The sequence below is a fragment of the Paenibacillus polymyxa genome (assembly GCF_015710975.1).
Lineage (GTDB): Bacteria > Bacillota > Bacilli > Paenibacillales > Paenibacillaceae > Paenibacillus > Paenibacillus polymyxa.
Map to the genome: position 1 here is coordinate 2,707,931 of NZ_CP049783.1, position 18,449 is coordinate 2,726,379.

The 18,449-nt window shown below is 44.4% G+C and carries 18 protein-coding genes; 10 read left to right on the plus strand and 8 right to left on the minus strand.

Annotated elements, in window-relative coordinates:
- Positions 1-198: 198 nt before the first annotated feature.
- On the plus strand, positions 199-1,416 hold the full coding sequence (locus tag G7035_RS12035; protein ID WP_019688679.1) for a macrolide family glycosyltransferase: 1,218 nt from the start codon (positions 199-201) through the stop codon (positions 1,414-1,416).
- Positions 1,417-1,547: 131 nt separating this feature from the next.
- Here G7035_RS12035 and G7035_RS12040 read toward each other — a convergent pair whose 3' ends face one another.
- Positions 1,548-2,774, minus strand: a complete 1,227-nt coding sequence (locus tag G7035_RS12040; RefSeq protein WP_019688678.1) for a sugar efflux transporter — start codon at positions 2,772-2,774, stop codon at positions 1,548-1,550.
- Positions 2,775-2,879: 105 nt separating this feature from the next.
- Positions 2,880-3,662 (minus strand): alpha/beta fold hydrolase, encoded by a 783-nt coding sequence (locus G7035_RS12045; protein ID WP_196478900.1) that lies wholly within the window; start codon positions 3,660-3,662, stop codon positions 2,880-2,882.
- A gap of 191 nt (positions 3,663-3,853) precedes the next feature.
- On the opposite strand from G7035_RS12045, the gene G7035_RS12050 reads away from it, so the two are divergent.
- The 4 genes from G7035_RS12050 to arsC all read left to right on the plus strand — a co-directional run bounded on the left by G7035_RS12050 (position 3,854) and on the right by arsC (position 7,699).
- Positions 3,854-5,446: an alkaline phosphatase family protein gene (locus tag G7035_RS12050; RefSeq protein WP_019688676.1), complete on the plus strand. Its 1,593-nt coding sequence runs from the start codon at positions 3,854-3,856 to the stop codon at positions 5,444-5,446.
- Between the two features lie 80 nt (positions 5,447-5,526).
- Complete coding sequence (locus G7035_RS12055) at positions 5,527-5,877, plus strand: ArsR/SmtB family transcription factor (RefSeq protein ID WP_016820406.1); 351 nt, start codon at positions 5,527-5,529, stop codon at positions 5,875-5,877.
- A gap of 87 nt (positions 5,878-5,964) precedes the next feature.
- Positions 5,965-7,254, plus strand: coding sequence for an arsenical efflux pump membrane protein ArsB (locus G7035_RS12060; RefSeq protein ID WP_019688675.1), 1,290 nt, complete (start codon positions 5,965-5,967; stop codon positions 7,252-7,254).
- Positions 7,255-7,279: 25 nt separating this feature from the next.
- Positions 7,280-7,699 carry an arsenate reductase (thioredoxin) gene (gene arsC, locus G7035_RS12065; protein WP_019688674.1) on the plus strand — a complete coding sequence of 140 codons (420 nt, stop codon included), beginning with the start codon at positions 7,280-7,282 and terminating at the stop codon, positions 7,697-7,699.
- 155 nt (positions 7,700-7,854) lie between these two features.
- Here the strand turns inward: arsC and G7035_RS12070 are convergent, their stop codons facing one another.
- The 3 genes from G7035_RS12070 to G7035_RS12080 all read right to left on the minus strand — a co-directional run bounded on the left by G7035_RS12070 (position 7,855) and on the right by G7035_RS12080 (position 11,078).
- The gene (locus G7035_RS12070) at positions 7,855-9,105 is read right to left on the minus strand and encodes an ABC transporter permease (protein ID WP_019688673.1); all 1,251 of its coding nucleotides are present in this window, start codon (positions 9,103-9,105) and stop codon (positions 7,855-7,857) included.
- Complete coding sequence (locus G7035_RS12075; protein WP_019688672.1) at positions 9,089-10,408, minus strand: HlyD family secretion protein; 1,320 nt, start codon at positions 10,406-10,408, stop codon at positions 9,089-9,091. The genes G7035_RS12070 and G7035_RS12075 overlap by 17 nt, the downstream gene beginning before the upstream one ends.
- A 136-nt stretch (positions 10,409-10,544) precedes the next feature.
- Positions 10,545-11,078 (minus strand): MarR family winged helix-turn-helix transcriptional regulator, encoded by a 534-nt coding sequence (locus G7035_RS12080; protein WP_019688671.1) that lies wholly within the window; start codon positions 11,076-11,078, stop codon positions 10,545-10,547.
- Between the two features lie 240 nt (positions 11,079-11,318).
- Between G7035_RS12080 and G7035_RS12085 the strand changes: the two genes are divergently transcribed.
- On the plus strand, positions 11,319-12,494 hold the full coding sequence (locus G7035_RS12085; RefSeq protein WP_019688670.1) for an alanyl-tRNA editing protein: 1,176 nt from the start codon (positions 11,319-11,321) through the stop codon (positions 12,492-12,494).
- A gap of 12 nt (positions 12,495-12,506) precedes the next feature.
- Here G7035_RS12085 and G7035_RS12090 read toward each other — a convergent pair whose 3' ends face one another.
- Both G7035_RS12090 and G7035_RS12095 read right to left on the minus strand, forming a co-directional pair.
- On the minus strand, positions 12,507-13,208 hold the full coding sequence (locus G7035_RS12090) for a YoaK family protein (protein ID WP_019688669.1): 702 nt from the start codon (positions 13,206-13,208) through the stop codon (positions 12,507-12,509).
- Positions 13,209-13,401: 193 nt separating this feature from the next.
- On the minus strand, positions 13,402-13,920 hold the full coding sequence (locus G7035_RS12095; RefSeq protein ID WP_017425587.1) for a DJ-1/PfpI family protein: 519 nt from the start codon (positions 13,918-13,920) through the stop codon (positions 13,402-13,404).
- Positions 13,921-14,069: 149 nt separating this feature from the next.
- Between G7035_RS12095 and G7035_RS12100 the strand changes: the two genes are divergently transcribed.
- A complete protein-coding gene (locus G7035_RS12100; RefSeq protein ID WP_016820397.1) occupies positions 14,070-14,462 on the plus strand; it encodes a winged helix-turn-helix transcriptional regulator in 393 nt (130 codons plus the stop codon).
- Positions 14,463-14,629: 167 nt separating this feature from the next.
- Here the strand turns inward: G7035_RS12100 and G7035_RS12105 are convergent, their stop codons facing one another.
- Positions 14,630-14,965, minus strand: a complete 336-nt coding sequence (locus tag G7035_RS12105; protein WP_013312049.1) for a winged helix-turn-helix transcriptional regulator — start codon at positions 14,963-14,965, stop codon at positions 14,630-14,632.
- A 256-nt stretch (positions 14,966-15,221) separates the two neighbouring features.
- Between G7035_RS12105 and G7035_RS12110 the strand changes: the two genes are divergently transcribed.
- From G7035_RS12110 to ribD, 3 genes are all read left to right on the plus strand, one after another.
- A complete protein-coding gene (locus G7035_RS12110) occupies positions 15,222-16,319 on the plus strand; it encodes an FAD-dependent monooxygenase (protein ID WP_019688668.1) in 1,098 nt (365 codons plus the stop codon).
- Between the two features lie 83 nt (positions 16,320-16,402).
- Entirely contained in the window at positions 16,403-17,167 is a 765-nt protein-coding gene (locus tag G7035_RS12115) for a GTP cyclohydrolase II (protein ID WP_016820395.1), read from the plus strand.
- Positions 17,164-18,264 (plus strand): bifunctional diaminohydroxyphosphoribosylaminopyrimidine deaminase/5-amino-6-(5-phosphoribosylamino)uracil reductase RibD, encoded by a 1,101-nt coding sequence (gene ribD / locus G7035_RS12120; RefSeq protein WP_019688667.1) that lies wholly within the window; start codon positions 17,164-17,166, stop codon positions 18,262-18,264. The genes G7035_RS12115 and ribD overlap by 4 nt, the downstream gene beginning before the upstream one ends.
- Positions 18,265-18,449 lie beyond the last annotated feature (185 nt).

An 18,449-nucleotide genomic window follows, 5' to 3' on the forward strand; every position in this document is an offset into this window, starting at 1 on the left:
GGGGATGCGCTTCAAGTGTTTTCCCCCGCTTATGTGCGTGTTTGTGAGCAATTTTGGATGTGATCCATACATAATCTAAAATTGAAACCATTTGTTTTTATGGTAAATATTTTATATATTGAATGAGGGAAGTGTGTAAATCATCATGGACAAAACTAACATTTTTTCTTAAATACATTATGTTGTCGGAGGTGTAGGATGGCACGTGTGTTGGTTGTGATCACGCCTGCTGAAGGCCATGTTAACCCGTCATTAGGATTAATTAAGCAATTGGTCGATAGGGGAGAGGAAGTAGATTATGTGTGTTCAGAGGAATTTGGTACGAGAATTCAACAAACGGGAGCAAACCTGATCACCTATCCATTTAGTGTGGATGCATTTATTCACAATCCTGTATTAAAGCCGGCTGAATATAAACATCATTATCAATTCGTGAATATGATCGTTAAAGGTTTGATTGAACCGATTATTCCAAAGGTTATGAAAGCAATTGAAAATAAGGTATATGATTATTTGATTTATGACTATTTGATGGGGTGGGGAGGCAAAATTATAGCAGAGAGGCTGGGAATACCTGCGGTATGTACGGTCTGTTCGTTTGCTTTCGTAGAGCCTCTGGGTTCTGATCAAGGCGGGGATGATCATGACATAAAAGTGAGAGCGCTTTATGATGATACGATGAAAGTAGTACATCAATTAGCTGAGGAGTTTCAGGTTACCGTCCCTGCTATTGATGAACTCGATTCACATTCCCACAGCCTAAAGGTCGTATATACAAGCCGTTATTTTCAACCGCAAGCTGAAAAGCTGGATGACAGCTATATTTTTGCAGGTCCATCTATTGTACCACGTAAAGATGCGCCCTCTTTTCCGTTCGACCAGCTTCGTGCTTTGTATCCGCAGGTTGTTTATATATCATTGGGAACCATTCTTAATAGAGATTTGGAATTTTACAAGCTTTGCTTTGAAGCATTTCGTGATTTGCCTGTGCAATTTGTACTTTCATCAGGCCAATATGCGGAGATGGAGTTATTGGCGGATGGTATCCCGGACAATTTTATGATCAAGCCCTATATTCCGCAGTTGGAAATGCTCCAGCGTGTAGATGCATTTATCACACATGGGGGAATGAACAGTGCAAGCGAAGCCTTGTATTACAACGTGCCGATGGTTCTGGTTCCCATGACATCGGATCAGCCGCTTGTGGCCAATCGGGTCCAAGAACTGGGAGCAGGGATTGCTGTGAATAAAAATGAGCTTACTCCTGCTATCTTAAAAGCTGCTTTGGTAGAGGTTTTAAATCAAGCCATCTATAAACAACAGGCGCATGTAATTGGCGAATCACTCCGTAAGGCTGGCGGTTATACGTATGCGGTCGATGCAATTATGAGTCGTTTCTCTACTATAAAAAAATAGGGTGCGTGTGCGTCAGCTCCTGATTATAACCAATTCGGGCTACGCATGGCAGGGTAGCATAATAAAGCAGCACGTAATCGGACTTTAGGTTCTCGTCCAGATTACGTGCTGTTTCTTTTATTGATGGTGCTCTATAGGCTGTGATTTCTTTCTTGTAGAGCAGCCGATTGGTCAAACTCTAATTTTTTTGATATCGCCAGCAGACCAAGGCAACAGAGAATCAGGAATAAGCATATCCAATAGGAGTTTCGATAACCCATCCATTGAGCAAACAATCCGCCCATCAAGCTCCCCGCCAATCTTCCGATCGTTGTCGCATTGGAATACAGTGTCGAGGCGTATCCGGGCAGGGATGGCAACAAATCCTGCATATAGCTGATACCAATGGCTGATATCACTGCAACAAAGAAGGCTAGGAGAAGCTGTCCCGTAAATAGTTGCCACATCTCCGTAGACATAAGAACGAGGAGGTAATAGACAACGCCTGTTAAAGCCCCTAAAAATATAAGCAAACGGTTGGAGTATTTGGCTGCTAGTACGCCCAGCATGAGCATCAGGGGTATTTCTAAGATTGCGCAAATACTGGATACGAGGGCAACGTCATTCGTGTCACCTTTTAAATTGTGAATGATGAACAAGGAAATATTTAAACTATTCATCCAGTGAGACGTATAAAGCAGAGTAAGAACTACAAAAGGGATCAGGATTTTCATGTTTTTATGTAATGTAATGTGATGAAGTGAAAGTTGATCCTTATTTTTAGCCTGAACAGGACGCTGCTTGATAAAAAAGAATAGAAGAACGGCAATAAGTACAAAAATAGAGGTCGTACCGACAAAAATACCTTTAAAGCCCGTATGTGCAATCAAGAAGGAACCCAAGAGCGGCCCGGTAATAAAGCCAAGAGAAAACATAGAACGAAGCGTTGAATTCGCAAAGGCATGATCCGCAGATTTACTGCGATCTACCGCTTCACGTGCACTGGCAAATAACTGCGGCATCCCAGGGGCGCCAATCGCTGTAAAGACAGTCATATAAATGAAAAGTACATAAAAGTTTTGGATTACAAGATATCCTGCAAAGGCGACAGCATTAAATAACGTACAAATCACTAAAATTTGTTTGCGATCCAATCCGGTATCGGAGCGTTTGGCAATAAGGGAGCTGATCCATATACCACAAATCAAAGTCACCGCTGTAAACACACCAAAGGTCCCCACCGATACGCCAAGTGTACTTGTAAAATATACAGCTAAAAAAGGTGCGCTTATGGAAATAGCCATACCTTGCAATAACATACAGATCATGAATAGTGGGTAGTTAGGGATAAAGAAAAGATTTTGAATACGCTTTAGCATTTCATTTTTACACCCCTTTAGATTTAGAAGCAGAACTTACATACCTATCCAACCTAAACTATATATGACTTTAGCATAATTTGTATATTTACATTGTATAAAATATTATAAATTATTTTCACCCCAGCGATCTATGAACTGCTTGATCAGTTCATTCAATGATCCAGCGGCCTTCGTAGGAAGGCGGTGATCGGCTTTTTTAATGAAAACAAGCTCGCTCTTCGGTAAATGCTGATGCAATATGTTGGCATATGGATGAAAGTGTTTATCCTCTTCACCATAAACGAGCAGAACAGGAAGAATGATTTCTCCCAGCCGTGAGGTACAGTTATACTTCAAGCTATAGCGGTAATATTGTTCGACATTCCTGGGATTTCCCTGCTTCGCATCGTTGAATAACTTACGGAACAAAGATAATTGTTTCGTTTGTGACCAAGCATTAGAAAGCGCAATCGTACCGACTGCGCCGATTTTGGATAGCGCAATGCCCAAAGAAATTTTGTTTCTTAGTCGCCATTCGTTTACCTCCGACATTCCACTGACAACAATCCCTCCCCATGCCCGATCCGGATAAGTCAAGAGAAATTCAAGTACTATTGAACCTCCGGTAGAATATCCACACAAAAATACTTTATCCAAGCTCAATCGGTCCATCAAATGCTTAATATCCTGGGCGATGAGAGGGTAAGTAACCGTTTGTTCGGAAGTCTGACTTTTACCGTGTCCTCTGATGTCAAAAGCTATAGTACGAAAATAAGGCGATAGCCCTTTGATTTGGTATGTGAAATTTGAGCTTGTGAGTACCGGAGGGTGAATGAATAGGATGGCCGTTCCTTCTCCGGAATCTATATAGTGCATGAAATATTCGTGTATGTTTGTTGTGGTCATTGCTATGCTCTCTCCCTGAATGGTTTTGATCTTAAATTTGGCTTATTAAATTCAAAAAATTCATGGAGTTGTAACTTTGAATGCAGGAGTTCTCTCTTTTCCCGAAGATCCAATGTAGGAATAATTTTTTTTGTATATGAAAAAATAAGAAGATCAAGGGCAGTGTTTTTTTCTAAGAAGGGGACACACACATGGGCATGAAAAATAAAGTTACCGTTGTACTAATGTTAAGTTTATTGTTGTTGATCTTGGGCTGTAGAGCGGACTCCAGTCAACAGCTAAAGCAACAGAGCGTGAACCCACATCACACAGCAAATCAAATGGGCAAAAAACCTGTCATTGTAATCTTGATTGATTCTTTAATGGATAAGCCTTTGCAAGAAGCGATTCAAGAAGGCCGTGCCCCCGCAATGCGATTTCTCCTTCATCAAGGGCAATATTTCCCGCAGGTAGTCAGCTCATTTCCCACAATGTCTGTGACCATCGACAGCACATTATTAACGGGGACGTATGCAGACCAACATCATGTGCCTGGACTCGTTTGGTACAGCGACCCAAAGAAACGCATGATTCTCTACGGCAATGGTGCCAAAGAAGCCTTGAAAATCGACCAACTGCAAGTATTTAATGACGCTATTTACCAATTAAATCAAGTTCAATTGAACAAAAAAACGAAAACAATACATGAAGCATTAGCTGACAAAGGGAAAGAATCTGCATCCATCAATGCTATTGTTTTTAGAGGAAGAACGGAACATTCCTTAAAGGTGCCTCGTTTTATTGCAAACAGTAACCGTGTGCCAGAACAAGTGAAAATAACAGGACCTAAATGGTTTTCATATGCAACTTTTGCTCAACTGGATCCGGGGAATAGCTGGAATACTTCTCCGTGGAAAAAACTTGGGATGAACGACGAATTTTCTGCAAAAGAAACCGCTTTTCTAATCAATCAAAAAAAACTTCCAAACCTAACCATCACATACTTTCCAGGGAATGATAATTTGGCGCATAGAAAAGGCCCGACTCAACTGGAGGGAATTGAAAAAGCCGATCAAGCACTGCAAACTGTGTTGAACGCATACGGTTCTTGGGAAGAGGCTGTACAAAATGCTACATGGATCGTCTTGGGGGACAGTGGGCAAAGCGCGGTTTATAATGATCGACAGGCAGCCACTGTTGATATAAGGCCTCTTTTGGGCCATTACCGGATTGCAAAATTAAATCAACCCGTAAGAAGTGATGACCAAATCGTGATTGCCGCTAATGAACGGATGGCCTATATTTATGCAATTGACAATAACGTAGATTTGTCTGACGTGGTGAAGCTTTTACAGCATGAGAAGAAGCTCGACATTATTGCTATGAAAGACGGTAAAAATAATATCCAGGTTACAAAGGGGAGAAATGGTAGCCTGTTTTCTTATCATCCCGGTGGGAAATTTACCGATGAATATGGACAATCATGGACATTATCGGGCGAAACGAATCTTGTGGATATTACGATCAATAACAACCGGATCAAATATGGAAAATATCCAGACGTTTTGGCGAGGCTGTATGGAGCAATGAATTCCCATGAAGGAAGATATGTTGTCGTTACGGTTCAACCTGGATATGAACTGGTCGGTGAAAGTTCCCCTACCCACATCGGAGGGGGAGCCCATGGATCGCTGCATGAACAAGATTCCCTTGTTCCACTAATTATTTCTGGAACGAATACACGACCCAAAACACTGCGAATTGTGGATATAAAAGATTGGCTCCTGCAATTGGTGAATGAATAAGTATTGATCGTTCTTGATATTAAAATTGAGCTATATTAGTATATAAACATGTAGTTATATAGGTGGAAGGGGGGCATATATTGGATCAACTAGGTTATGTAGCTGATCATTTAAAGCTATTAGGGGATAAAACCCGATTGATCATGTTATCCCTGCTAAGAGAAAGAGAATGGTGTGTTTGCGAATTTGTAGATATCTTTAATATGTCGCAGCCAGCAATTAGCCAACATTTGAGAAAATTAAAGTCGCAAGGAATTGTAAAAGAAGAACGACGAAGTCAGTGGGTATACTATTCCTTAAACGTAGACGACAAACCGCATATACAAGCTGTTCTTGAGAGCATGCCAGGCTCCAAGCATATTTTGAAATCGCTAAATAAAGAGGAACCGATCGCATCTTGTGGGCCGGATTCCTCAGCTTGTTCATCCTAAAGCCTATTCCGTTTATCTCTTTGTGGAATAACGGTGTTTTTAATATAAGTATATGTTTATAAGGTAATGTAATGGAGGTTTAGAACATTGATTTTGTTGGCATGCATTATATTCTTAGTTACTTTAGTATTGGTGATCTGGCAGCCTAAACATCTGTCCATTGGATGGTCTGCCTGCGGCGGTGCCTTACTCGCCTTGCTGGTAGGTGTAGTGGATTTGCATGATGTTTGGGAAGTTACTCAAATTGTCTGGAATGCCACACTAGCTTTTGTCGCCATTATTCTGATTTCGTTAGTCCTTGATAAAATCGGCTTCTTCGAATGGGCAGCACTTCACATGGCACGGATAGCCCGTGGAAGCGGAACCCGGATGTTTGTCTATGTGAGCCTGCTGGGTGCCGTAGTTGCTGCCTTTTTTGCCAATGACGGTGCGGCCTTAATTTTGACACCAATTGTACTGGCGATGGTTCGGGCACTGAAATTGGATGAGAAAATGGTATTTCCTTTTATCATTGCGAGCGGATTTATTGCAGATACGACGTCGCTTCCGCTTGTAGTCAGCAACCTCGTTAATATTGTGTCAGCCGACTTTTTTGGAATCAGTTTTATGGAATATGCGAGTCGTATGATTGTACCTAATCTGTTTTCCTTATTGGCTAGTATCGTGGTACTGTATCTCTTTTTTCGCAAAAGAATTCCTAAAACGTTTGATACGACACAGTTAATCACGCCTGCAAATGCGATAAAAGATCCAAAGATGTTCCGTATGTCCTGGGTTGTTCTCACAATATTGTTGGTTGGCTACTTTGCAAGCGAATTTTTAGACATTCCCGTCTCGGTGGTGGCCGGTATCATTGCCATCTTTTTCTTGCTGATGGCTAGAAGAAGCCCTGTGGTACCCATGAAAGAAGTCATCAAGGGCGCTCCATGGGCCATCGTGTTTTTCTCTATCGGAATGTATGTGGTGGTGTATGGTGTGCGTAATGCCGGTTTGACGGATCTGCTGTCCCAGGTGATTCAAGCGACTGCTGATCAAGGTATGTTTGTGGCCACCATGGTCATGGGATTTATTGCGGCGATTATCTCGTCGGGTATGAATAACTTGCCTACGGTCATGATTAATGCGCTTGCCATTGATGCCACCCATACAACTGGCATAGTCAAAGAGGCACTGATTTATGCTAACGTTATAGGGTCGGATCTCGGACCGAAGATAACCCCAATTGGTTCGTTAGCCACCTTATTGTGGTTGCATGTGCTTCGTTCGAAAAACGTGAAAATTTCATGGGGGACTTATTTTAAAACAGGCATCGTCTTAACTATTCCTACACTTTTTATTACCCTACTGGGCTTATATCTGTGGTTAATCATTTCATAATGGACAATTGAAGGAGACGCTGATGATGGACAAGAAGATAATTTATTTTTTGTGCACTGGTAATTCTTGCCGCAGTCAAATGGCAGAAGGCTGGGCTAAACAATACTTGGGAGACCGTTGGAATGTATACAGTGCGGGCATTGAAGCACACGGCCTCAACCCTAAAGCGGTGCAAGCGATGAATGAAGTTGGGATGGATATTTCCGGTCAAACTTCAGATATTATTGATTCTGTTTTGCTGAATAGTGCGGATTTAGTTGTGACCTTATGCGGAGATGCTGCCGATAAATGTCCTATCACACCTCCGCACGTTCGTCGTGAACATTGGGGATTTGACGATCCGGCTAAAGCACAAGGAACAGAAGAAGAGAAATGGAGCGTATTCCAGCGTGTACGGGATGAAGTAGGGGCTCGTATTCGCAAATTTGCGGAGACCGGTGAATAAACCAGTACACGGCTTAGGAAGGGCGAACTCAGGCATACTTCCTTAAAAGGGCGGTGTTTGTTTGGCATTTTTGAAATAGAAGATCTTCATGTTAATGAAAAAGGGTTAAAGCTCGTTAGACGACACTTAACCCTTTTTATTTTACAGACGAGACTCTATCCTTTTATAGGCTCGTGCATAGGTGCTGATGGTGCCCCTTGCATAGATAACCCGCCGCCAGTTGAGCTTGCTGGAATAACGGGATGTGGCGATCCCTTTTCAGAAGCAGCGCCTGCAGTCTGATTGGTCAGCTTCTGTTTTTCCCACAGTGCTCTGGCGATCACCAGCATGGAGAGTACACCGACATATAGTAACAAAGATCCGAGTTCCGGAAGCATCTCCTGAAAAGATGCACCGCGCAGTCCCATGGTGCGGAGGAATTTGTACATCCATACGAAGGGAAAGAAATCACCGATTTGAATCGCTAAAGGTGGAAACAGTGATCTGGAAAGAACAGCCCCTGATAAAACAAAAGCAGGCATGAGTATCATCACCATTCTGCCGATGGCTATTCCCGGATGTGCAGCACCCCATGCAACCAGAACATTGATACAAACGGTACCGAATACATACAGGACAACCGGAATCATGAAGAGGATCGGATTGGCTTCGAAACGACCTCCCCCAAACATTTTAAGCATCCCGAGAGAGAAGATTAAGCCAGCCGTCGAAAACAGCGTATAAGGAAGAATACGCAGTAGGATGTTGAACGGATTTTGCAGTTCGGCAGCCAGTCTCTTGGAAACCCTTAGTCTGGCGACGATAGGTAAGCTATTGATATTGAGTATCATAAAAGAGAACATACAAGTGAATGCAAGTATCGTCGTATTCTGATAATCATTGGTTGGGTTAAACAGGGAACGCACCTCCAAGGCAATACCATTGAGAGCTCCCTGAGCCTGTTCGGCGTTCATCCCCGTTCTCAACATAGCTGGAACAGACAGTTCCATATTCTCAGAAACGCTAATTTCCTGCATAGCTGTACGAATGGAAGTAATAGATTGAACGTTGGTATTATCAAGAATGAGACCCACGCGGCTGGAAAGGGAACGATGGTGATTGTCCTCTAAACCGTGCGGCAGGGAAATAACGGCTAAATATTTTTCGTGATAGAAATACTGCTCAGGATTGTCCGTAAACGAAACAATCTCTGCTACGTTCATATATGGAGAAGCATCTATCTTCTGGATCAACTCACGGCTGTAGGCTGTGTTGTCCTGATCCACTACTACCACGTTAGCATCGTTAATTTGGCTGCTTGGGAGCAGCAGGGAGTACCCCAGCACTGCAATCAGAGGGAAGATGATAGCTATGATCGGATACTTGGAGTGAACCAGATACGTCCATTCATCACGAAGTGATTTCATTCGTATTCACCTCAACTGTCATGCCTGGTAGCAAAGCGGCTTCTCTTGTTACATATACACGTACTTGGAATGTGGCGGTGTCTGCCTCACCTTTTTCACGGGACATCTTTACATTAGCGAATTGCGGCGCAGCGGTCACATAACGTACGGTACCTTTCAAGTCCTTGTTGAGAGCAGATACTCGGGTTTTAACTTCTTGATTGGCCTTGAATTTACCCGCTTGTTCCTCATTGACATACAGATCGTAATATAAATCATTGGTTTCCAGGGTAATCACAGGCGCTCCTTGCGCGACATTTTCCCCGACTTTTGTACTAATCGAAGTAACCTTGCCATCCTGTGGTGCCTTTAATACCAGTCGCTCTTTTTTGAGCAGCAATGTTTTAAGCTGAACTTCCTGTGTGTCTTTTTGTTGCTTTAAAAGGTCGATAGCCAACTTCTGATCTGCCAGCTGTTGACGGCTTTGCTGAATGGTTTCCAGTTGGGTTCTGGAACGATCGACGGACAATTGGGCACCACGGATTTCCTCCTCGGCTTGTTTTACCGCAACCGCTGCTTGTGTGGTCTGTTCACTGGCCTGCATACGTTCTTCAGGAGTAGCGCCATGGAGCAGCTTTTGAAGAGACTCCTTTTGCTGGCTCAACTGATTTGTCGCTAAAGTCAATGAGGATTCAGCATCATCCAACACTGCTTTGGATGCACTTCCTGCATCATAAAGTGCTTTATTACGTTTGTAGTTAGTCTGAGACGTCTGAACGTTTTTGGTGGCAGAAGCTACGGCAATTCGTTGCTGCTGAACATCTTCATCCCGAGCACCATTATTGACCTGTTGTTCCGCAGCAGTGGCTTGACGCTCAGCTGCCTGTGCCCGCAGCAGTGCCGCTTGGCTTTTGCTCTCAGTGACTTGAGCTTGCGCGATATCCAGCTGTGCTTGTTTTTCCTGAGTTGTTGCTCGTGTGTACCCTAATTGGATGGATTGTTGCTGTTGGCTGATCTGTGTATTGAACTGCGCGATTTGTGTCCGCAGCTGCTCAATTTGCAAATCCACATCTTTGGAATCCAAAGCCATAAGGACAGTTCCTTTTTTCACTTTCGTTTCTTCTGTTACCGGGATGTTTAGGACTTTGCCGCCTACTTGTTCAAAAGATACATGAATGCTATCAGCATTGAGCGTTGTGCCTTTAACGGATCGCGAAGCAGTGACTTGATCTTGTCCGTTAGTCTGAAGCAGGAACCCCCCGCCGATCAGACAGGCAATAGAAATGACAGGGATGATAAGGCTGGTGACTTGTGTGCGATTCATGGGTAATATGCTCCTTAAGTTCATAAAATGGATTCAACCTAGACTCGAATAAATATCCTGATTATGTACATTTTATTTATTCTATTATTTAATAATTTAGATGTTAGCCGGCTAACTAAAATGCAAAAATTAAAACTTACTCTGGCTTTGCTGCTTCATATATCTCTTTTGCTTGAGGGATGCCGCTTTCTATTTTTTTCAGTAATGTCAGGAGCAGTTCTTTTTCATCGTTGGATAGATGGCTCATCAGTGTGGAAGTGCATGTAAAATGTACAGGCAGCAGTCTCTCCATCATTTCTGTTCCTTGTTCGGTCAGTTTAACAATACTCATACGGCGGTCGGAAGGGTGAACGGATCTCATAATAAGCCCATCGCGTTCCAGACGGTCAAGCAGACCGGTAACGGTAGGCTTGCTAACCCCTACTTTCTCCGCAAGCTCTGTAGCCAGCAACCCTGTTTGAATGTTGCGATACAGGAGAATTAATATTGAAAATTTTCCGTGAGATATACCAAACTTCTCAAAGCCTTCAAAGCTCACTTTAAAAAGACTGGAGGATACGCGCATAAAAAATAGCATCGCTTCTGTCGCTCTTACATCAATCTCTGGGATACGCATAGAAAATTCTTGCAGCGCTTCACGAGTGGGCAAATCCCGTAAATCAAAATCCATAAGGTTCTCCTTTCTTCTTACATTGTGTTCCAGTCGACAAATTAGTTAGCCGACTAATCTTAATCGATTCAAAAATGAATTTCAAGCTAAATTTTGTTAATCGTCATGCAGATTTTTCACTATATGGAGGTTGTCCGTGCAGTAGTTTAAGCTATTCACTACATTGATATTTACAGTGAAGTGCTTGATAATAAGTGGATATCGCACGAGACAAAGATACCCAAAAGTGAGGGACCTGACATGGCGACAAAATTATATTACACCGCTCCAAATCTTACGGAGTGGGACACTCATATTACACAGAGCATGGAAAGAGACGAAGCATTTTTTGTTATGCTCAAGGAAACGGCCTTTTATCCGCATGGTGGAGGTCAGCCATGTGATACAGGAACGATTCAGGGCATCCGTGTATTAGATGTGGTTCTTGAGGATGGGGACATTTGGCATCAGGTAGAACGTTTGCCGGAGGAGGAGAAAGTGGCCTGCCAATTGGATTGGGAGCGCAGATTTGATCATATGCAGCAGCATAGCGGGCAGCATTTGCTGTCAGCGATTTGTCTGGAACTGTTAGGTGCGCGTACAGAAAGCTTTCATTTGGGACAAGAGTACGCCACAATTGATGTCAACTGTTCTGATATAACATCCGCGCAGCTATCGGCAATCGAGCAGGAAGCAAATCGGCAAATCTACAATAACCGCAGCATAAAAAGTTATTTTGTAACCCATGAGCAATTGAAGGACATTCCGCTTGTGAAAATGCCTAAAGTAACAGAAAATATTCGGATTGTTGAGATCGAAGGCATTGAATATAATGCTTGCGGCGGTACACATGTGGCTCAAACCGGGGAAATTGGAATGATTAAATGCTTGAAATGGGAAAAGCAAAAAGGGATGGCGAGAATCCATTTCAAATGTGGTGCTCGCGCACTCCAAGACTTTAATGAGAGTGCTCGGATTTTGGACGTGTTATCTACGAAGTTCAATACTGGGCGAAAGGATATTTTGACTCGATTCGAAAAGTGGGAGCAGGAGCATAAGCAGCTCAAGGCGCAAGTGGAGTTTCTACAAGAGGAAAATGCATCGTACCAAGCGAAAGAGCTGCTGTCTGCTGTACAGGGGCATGTTCTTGCTCATGTATTTGAACAAAAATCCATTCAGGAGATGCAGCAATTGGCTGCCAAGCTGACAGCTGAGCATGATTTGCTTGTTTTATTTGCCACAACAGCCGAAAACAAAATCATTCTGGCACATAATGGTAGCCAATCCGTTAGCTGCGGAGCGTTTTTGAAAGAGAATCTGGGCGCGTTTCAGGGCAAGGGGGGCGGTAGCAACCAATCTGCTCAGGCAGCATTTTCGTCCCGCGAGAACCTCTTGAATTTCTTTGAAACGGCCCAGCGGCAGTTCATTCAGGGCTAATATAATGGAGGATTAGTGACGCAGCGGTAGCTTCCACTTTTCCTCTTCTGTAAATAAAATAAAAGAAAAAATAAGTGCAACAACAGCGCCCCAAACGGCTTTATCCCCAATCGTCAAAGTCAGAAATCCCCCCAGCAAGGCTCCTACCAAGAAGGCAGCCAGGATGACACCATAACGCATCGCTCGAATGGCAGCGTTCGTGTCCTTAGTCGTTATGGCGACATACATAGCCTCTGTAGCTGATCGGAGATTACCGGTGCTGACCGTGGAGGTGTACGGCACATCAATGAGCTTGCGGAAGGAAGTCATTTGTACGGAAGCGACGAACGAGACGATCACCACCACTACCGTATTGGGAACTCCTTGCGGAATCAGTCCCACGATGAAAAAAATTGCGATTTCCAGTAAAAGAATAGCGCGGGTCCAGTCCGGAGTTAAACGGTGGGTTGATTTGCGTTTAATCCCTTCAGCAACAAAAACCCCCAGTGAAAAGGCGATCAGAGGCGGGATATAGGATAATGCCTGAACCCAGTGCCCCTGAATGACTTTGACAGCCAGCAGGACGATATTGCCTGTCTGTGCGTTGGCGAAAACACCGCCTCTTCCAACAAAGGTATATGTGTCCAAAAAGCCCCCTACTAATGATAGTAAGGCGCCCAGTCGCAACGATTCGGACGTTACCTGATGTAAATGGATTTTGCCTTTCATAAACACGGCATATAAGCCTCCTATACTAAACGTCGATTCTTTAAAGCTAACACGAAAATCCAGGACCATACAATTAAATTAATCACTTAAGCATGAAAATGACACAAAGAAGCCACATCAGGTCCCATACAATAGAAAGGACGCGATGCGGCTTGTTGGAGTGCTGCTTAAAGTGCCATCTGGAACTTCGAGAATATGCTTATTGCAGAGCTTGAACGAGTGCTTTACCAAACTCCTGTGCACCATCTGGGCCGTCGGCTGTAATAATATCGCTATGAGCGACGACATGCTGAGCGACATAGTCGGCTTGATGCGATTGGAGCTGATCCTTTTGCACATCCACGGGGTAGCATGTAGCCGTTCTGCCAGAGAGCAGGCCGGTTTGAGCCACAGCTACAGAGCCTGCGCAGATGCCAGCCACTAAAGTCTTTTGCTCATGAGCTTGTTTCAGCAGAGCTTGGAGATCCGCGTTATTCCACAGATGATCATTTGTTCCTGATCCGCCGATTACAGATACCACATCATACTCAGCCGGCACAGCGTCTGTAAAGACAAGATCAGCCGTCGCTTTACCGTTGTAGTCACCCATGATTTCGCCTGTTTTTGTACTGGCTAATGTTACAGTAACACCTGCTTGCTCCAGCGCTTCTTTTGGTTTAAATAATTCATCCTCATTAAAGCGCTCTGGGGGTATAATAAAAAGAGCTTTTTTACTCATACTCTATTCCTCCTTGAGTGTGTAACGTTATTTACTATTGTAGGGTGGCTTCGTCGGGCTGTGAAGAATGCACTTTCAAGTACGGAGGTTACCTGCAGGTTACTATTCATGTGGAAGATCATGATGATTTCGAAGGAGTTAATTGATATATGTCTGATACGCTGAGAGAAGAAATACGGGAGAAAATTGTAAACGGAGACTACAACTGCGAAAAGGAATTAACGCTATCTGTGCTGAGCGGGAAATGGAAGGTCGTTATTTTATGGCATCTGGGTGTCGAAGGGCCGCACCGGTTCAGTGACCTGCAAAGGTTGTTTCCGAAGCTGTCGCATAAAGTGCTGACCAACCAGCTACGGGAGTTGATGGAGGACGGTATTGTACACCGGGAAGTGTATCCCGAAGTGCCTCCAAAGGTGGAGTATTCGATGACTGAGCTGGGGATGACGATTTTACCGATTGTGGAGATGATGTATGACTGGGGGAAAAAACGGGTGCAATCCATCCGTGAGGAAATGCAACGCAGCAGTGAGGGAAATGTTTAAATCTTGGATGCGATCTTAGATGGACCTTTAACACTCCGTCATATAAAAAAATAGAACGCCTTGCACGATGAGTACGAATTGTACCTAGAGCAAAGGCGTTCTTTGGCATGTTAGCAGTCTGTGTGTGGATCATGTTAGCTAGGAAAAATAGCTGTAGCCCATATGGATCATTGCTGTTCAAGTGCTGGTAAAACCTCAATCCAGCGTGTAGCCCAAGTACCAATATGGTCAAATAAAGGAGCTAAATCGCGTCCCTTATCCGTAAGGGAGTATTCAATCCGCACAGGCTTTTCAGGATAAACCATACGTTGAATGATTCCTTCTTCCTCCAGCTCTTTCAAACGGTCCGAAAGGACTTTTCCACTTAAGTTAGGAATTGAATTCTCAATAGCGACGAAACGTTGCGGACCATTCGTTAGTTGAAATACGATCAACACCGTCCAACGCTTGCTCAGTAGCTCCATAGCCTTTTCAAACCGTGGGCACATCTGCGGAATATTCATGTGATCACCTCATGCTCCTATTATTAACGATTCACTGTTAAAAGTAAATGATTTTACTTTACATAAATTTATTACTTGACGAAATCGAATGATATAAATATACTTTGTTACATAAAGTAACTTGTTAGCTTTGATACGGAGTTTAAGATGTAAATGCTTAAAATTTGAACTTAATTTGATATGATTAATGATGTAATTAAATGAACAGATACGGACGAATCGTTGAGGTTATGGTTTGGGTGCAGGGGGAAGTCGGATGAAGCTAGAATGTGAAGTGTGCGTAGTTGGAGGGGGACCCGCAGGGACTTTGTTATCCTGTCTACTGGCGGAGCAGGGTGTTTCAACGATATTGGTTGAGCGGCAGAGCGTGCCCGGAAAGGCTTTCCGCGGTGAAATTTTAAACGATGAGGGTCAGGAAGTGATCCGCAAACATAAACTGCTCGAACAAATTCATGAGGATCATATTCTCGCCTCCACAAGAATCGAATATTGGCAGCATCAGCAGCAGGTCAAGACGGTTGAGCCAGCTTCAATCCATGGTAATGTAGGGGTGCATATTCCACAACCTCGATTTTTGGATGCTCTGCTCAAGCAGGCGTCCACCTACGAGTCTTTCCGTTACCTGGCAGGTACAACTGTGACTGCGTTGGAGGGTGACAGCGAGCAGGGGTACACGGGCTTGACCGCCCGCGATAAGAACGGTCATGAGATTACAATTCATAGTTCTTTGATTGTGGGGGCAGACGGACGCTATTCGACTGTGCGCAAGCTGGCGCAGATGCTTGTGACTAACATTCGCCACGGCTATGATCTGCTATGGGCCAAAATCACGGCACCTACCGGGTGGGAGCCCGTCACTCGTCTAGCCCTGGTCAACGGAGGTCAGTTGGCTTTATTCTCGCAGGCTGAGGGCTATATCCAAATTGGCTGGAATGTGGAGGAGGGGAGCTTTTCCACCCTGTTTAAGCAATCTTTTGAACCATTTATACAGCTGTTTACGGAGGCTTTTCCAGATTTAGAGCATAGTGTGCATGATCACATTCGTTCATGGAAGGACTTCGTACCGTTGGATATTTTCAGCAGCCGTAGTGACACATGGGCACAGAATGGACTGGTCCTGATTGGAGATGCGGCGCATACCATGACACCTACGGGAGCTTTTGGTTTGAACGCTGCTTTGAAGGATGCCGATGTGCTGGCCAGTGAGCTTCTTCGTTTACGCCAGCAGGTATATACCGCAGAAGACCTGAAGGCTTTCGAAGATGGACGACGGCAGGCTGTCACCGAGCTTCAGGAGCGTCAACTAATCTTGGAGTCCACGTTTCATGAACATTTCTTACACATAGTTAAATGATATAAAACCCCGACAACAACGATTAGCCTGAGAAATGTGAGGCATTTCATATATAGAGTTTATATAAAGGATGGTGCAGAGAGATGAATATTAAAGATGTAGCTACGCTACTTAACGATAAAATTCAAACTGTTCGTGGAGAGCAATCCTCGACAATTTTGGTAGGACCGATCAAGCTGCCAGTTAATTTAGAAGGGGAAACGGTTGTTTTTCAATGGTATTGCTGGCTACCTGTACGGGACGAGGAAGATCGCCAGAACTTACTGAATGCCAATGCTGAGACGATCGTGAAGCGATTGTCCACACTGAACTTGGCGGAGGGACAACAATCAAGTGTATTGGTGTACGGGGATCTCCAACAGTCCGAAAATGCATTAGTTCGCATGCATAGTATTTGTCATACTGGAGATATTTTTGGTAGCAAGCGTTGTGATTGCGGATTTCAACTCCATCAGTCGATGAAAATGATTGTGGAACATGGAACAGGTGCATTGTTCTATCTGGCAAATCATGAAGGTCGCGGAATCGGTTTGTTTAGTAAAGCCATGGCTTATATTCTACAAGAAGAAGGCATGGATACCGTCGAAGCCAACCATCAGTTGGGTTTTGAAGATGATACACGCAATTATGCGGATGCCATTAGTGTGCTTCAACATCTGAGACAAAAACCAGTAACTCTGATTACAAATAACCCTAAAAAGCTGGATGCCTTGAAGAAGTCGGGTATGAATGTGGCGGGACGTATGCCGCTCTGGGGCGATGTGTCACAATATAATGAACGGTACTTGAATACAAAAGTAGAACGATCCGGCCATTTGCGGGATTCCGATCTCAGGGAGGTTCTATGAACACTCACGAAAAATATATGCGCCTGGCACTGGAAAATGCCAGAAGTGCCAAAGGGCAAACAGAACCGAATCCGCTCGTCGGATCAGTCATTGTTAACAATGGCCGTATCGTTGGGATCGGCGCTCATTTGAAGCCTGGTGAGCCCCATGCCGAGATTCATGCCTTGCGTATGGCGGGGGAACACGCTCAGGGAGCGACGATCTACGTAACGCTGGAGCCGTGTTCTCATCACGGCCGGACAGGCCCGTGCGCGGAAGCGATTGTGAAGGCAGGCATTCGCCGGGTGGTGATTGCAGCACTGGACCCGAACCCGCTGGTTTCCGGCAGAGGGGTACAGATTTTGAAAGATGCGGGCATTGAGGTCATTGTCGGCGTATGTGAGCAGGAATCGATCCGCATGAATGAAGTGTTCAATCAATATATCGTGAGCAAGCGACCTTTTATTACAATCAAATCGGCAGTAACGCTGGACGGTAAAATTGCAACTCGAACCTCTGAAAGCAAGTGGATCACATCTGAGGCTGCACGGGAGGATGTGCATCGTCTTCGTCACGAGCATGTAGGCATCCTGGTCGGTGTACAGACCGTGATTCATGATAATCCTCAGCTTACGACTCGTCTACCAGAAGGACGGAATCCGATTCGTATCATTCTGGATAGTAAGCTTCGTATTCCATTGGATGCTCGTGTCATTACAGATGGAGAGGCGCCGACCTGGATATTCACAGGGCGGGCTTATGATGAAGGCAAGCGAAGCCAGCTGGAACAGCTCGGTATAAAGGTTTATCCGACACAGGATGAAAACAGTGAGCGGGTCAACTTTCCGCAAATGCTGGACATTCTGGGGGCGGAGGAGGTCTCGTCCGTATTCGTGGAAGGTGGGGCCGAGGTGAACGCTTCGTTCGTGCAGCAAGGCCTGGCAGACAAGCTGGTGCTGTATATGGCGCCGAAGCTGGTTGGAGGGCGCGCAGCCCCGGGCTTTCTCGGGGGAGAGGGCGTGTCTGCGATGAGCGATGCAGTGGCCTTGCAGGATTTGAGCGTAACACAGGTTGGCGTGGACTGGAAAATAGAAGGGTATTTTGGGCGAGGAAAATGAGTGAGTTGTTTCGGGTGGAGAAGGAGGCTCCGCGAAGGGGTTGATCTTCCGATCGCTGTTGCAGTGGGATTCTTCGGATTGTATAAGATATTTAAAGGTAAGAATCCCACCGCAAAGTCACTCATTTTTCGAAATGGTGTGGAGCATGGGAAGGGCAGGAGAAACTAAACACTTAAAAGCTCAAA